Source organism: Streptomyces dysideae, assembly GCF_001514305.1.
GTDB lineage: Bacteria > Actinomycetota > Actinomycetes > Streptomycetales > Streptomycetaceae > Streptomyces > Streptomyces dysideae.
The window spans coordinates 211,184-212,532 of record NZ_KQ949081.1 but is presented as its reverse complement, the minus strand read 5'-3'; the positions used below and the strand labels follow the sequence as shown (position 1 = coordinate 212,532).

1 protein-coding gene and 1 pseudogene are annotated in these 1,349 nt (G+C 68.0%); both read right to left on the bottom strand.

The window, feature by feature from the left end; all coding sequences use genetic code 11:
* Positions 1-233: pseudogene (locus AQJ91_RS14475) on the bottom strand (hypothetical protein); the annotation flags it as partial.
* Position 234: 1 nt separating this feature from the next.
* Positions 235-1,349, bottom strand: a 1,115-nt coding sequence (locus AQJ91_RS53565; protein WP_159054561.1) for a glycoside hydrolase domain-containing protein, incomplete at its 5' end; no start/stop codon positions are given.

The following is a 1,349-nucleotide window of genomic DNA, read 5'->3' as shown; positions in this document are numbered from 1 at the left end:
GTGCCGTTGCGCAGGTCCACGGAGGCTCTCGAGCCCTCCACGAGGTGGGTGCTGACGGCGTCGGGGGTGATGGGCCAGCCGTTCGCGGATCTGTCCCGGGTCCACTTGGCGCTCTGCCTGTTCAAGGCGGCGCCCGGGGCGGCGGCAGCCGGGCCGGCCTGGGTGATCCAGACGGCCACGGCGGTGGCGGCCCCGGCGGCGAGGGCGCCCCGGCGCGTGATGGTGCGGCGCACGCTATTCCCCTTCCATACGTCGGGTGATGACGGTGTGCAGTCCCTCGACGAACGAGGCGAGCTGGTCCGAGGGAATCCGGTCCGGGTGCTGGCTTTCGTCGTCGGGCAGGAAGAACTTCTTGCCCCAGTCGAAGGCGGAGAAGAGGTCGAAATCCAGCAGGATGTTCCGCACGGTCGCCCGGAACGTGCTGGGACTGCCGCCGAACCGCTTCTCGTAGAAGTGGGTGAACCGCTTCGCCGAGCGGTTCTCTCCGTCCCAGAAGTGGTACGTGAACAGCGCGTCGGACAGCAGCCTGTCGTCCCCGCCGCCGGACTCGCCGTCCGTGCCGTGCAGATACTGGGAGATGTTGTAGGCGTCGACGTCGGCGATGAGGTCGTCACTGCTGAACCGGGATTCCACCGTGGCGGATCCGACGACCTGGACGCAGAAGTCCTCGCCGGACATCGAGCGGTGGTTCTCACGCCACTGTGTGTAGGCGTTGAGGATGTCCCCCGCCCATCCGCAGCCCTCTCCCACCGTCGCGTCGGTGCCGCTTCCGGGGTAGGCGTAGTGGCCCTCGGCGGCGGCGCCGAAGTGCGCGAGGGTGATGCGGTGGTTCGCCCGCGGATCATCGTATTTGACCATGTCGCCGGGCTCGATGCCCGCGGCCGCGCAGGCATCCAGGACCTCCTGCCAGATGGCGCCGAGGATGGCCGACCATTTCCAGTTGTGGTAGCCCGGTTCGGCCCAGCGCAGGAAGGCGAGAGTGTTGTCGATCACTGAGTGCCGGGGAGGTCCGTCGCCCATGGCGGAGATGACGCCCTCGATGCGCTTCACGTGGTCGATGTAGTTCCGCAGGCCCAGGTCGCCGGTGTCCGTGGCGTCGAGGCGCCACACGCCTGCGTCGCTGTTCTTCCGGTGGATGTTGTGGTCGAGGCCGTAGCCCGCCTGGAACTCGTACTCGCGGATCTGGTTGAACGACCAGTTGTGCGGCATCGGGTAGCCGAGGTTCCCGGAGTAGCCCCAGGACATGCCCGAGACGAACGACCAGCGGGCGCCGGCCTCGCGGGAGACCCGTTCGCATACGTTGCGGGTGCCGTACACACCGAAGATGTAGCGGGCGCCGCTCCGCTCAA